Origin of the sequence: Vibrio sp. 10N.261.52.A1, assembly GCF_002876325.1 — a bacterium.
GTDB lineage: Bacteria > Pseudomonadota > Gammaproteobacteria > Enterobacterales > Vibrionaceae > Vibrio > Vibrio chagasii.
Genome location: NZ_MCYD01000291.1, coordinates 1 through 766 on the forward strand (window position 1 = coordinate 1; position 766 = coordinate 766).

The 766-nt window shown below is 30.8% G+C and carries 2 protein-coding genes; both read right to left on the minus strand.

Translation table 11 applies throughout. The annotated features are described in order from the left end of the window. Positions 1 to 94 precede the first annotated feature (94 nt). Positions 95 to 517, minus strand: coding sequence for an adenylyltransferase/cytidyltransferase family protein (locus BCT81_RS03600; RefSeq protein WP_102423257.1), 423 nt, complete (start codon positions 515 to 517; stop codon positions 95 to 97). Further along, positions 514 to 766, minus strand: a 253-nt coding sequence (locus BCT81_RS03605) for a hypothetical protein (protein ID WP_206748001.1), incomplete at its 5' end; no start/stop codon positions are given. The genes BCT81_RS03600 and BCT81_RS03605, both read right to left, overlap by 4 nt.

Consider the following 766-nt stretch of genomic DNA (forward strand, 5'->3'; position numbering starts at 1 on the left):
ACTAAAACTTATACCTTCACTCTGAAATTGCTCAAGAAATCTAGATCTTCTGTCACCATCTTTTAATAAGCTAATCGTTAATATTTTCATTGAATTATTCAGAACCTATCTTTTCTAATGCACTTCTTAGTTTGGTGCTTGATGTTTTAGAAGTATACTGGAAATAAACTATTTCTACATTTTTAGGCTTGAAACGTTCTTCTATATTTTTCCATTTGCTAGTTCCTTTCCAATCGTCACCTACAAACATTTTATTAAATTTTATCTTCTCCCAAGCTTCAAATTTATCATAATTGATTTGTGGAACAACTTCGTCAACAAATTCAATTGCATTGACAATCTCCATTCGTTCATCGAAACTAATAATAGGATTCTTTCCTTTGTGTGAAGCACTTAGCTCATCAGTTGTTACTCCCACGATCAAATAATCACATTCTAACTTAGCTCTTCTCAATAAGTTTAAATGACCAATGTGAAACATATCAAAAACGCCTGTTGTGTAGCCTATTACTTTCACTTTACCACCTTCATTAATATTTTTTTAATTGCAAACATAACACCTTGGTTACGAAGATACTCTCTTAACTTGTAAACTATTATTCTTTTTTTTCCATTCAAATAAAATAATTGATCATCAAAATTTAATGCCGAGTCTAATAAAAGCTCTGCCCTTTCATGACTTTCAACTTTGAAAGTTCTGATATCATAAGGCATTCTCTTTTCCAATGGAGGTAAACTCATGTAGCTCTCACCATAAGTTTTTATA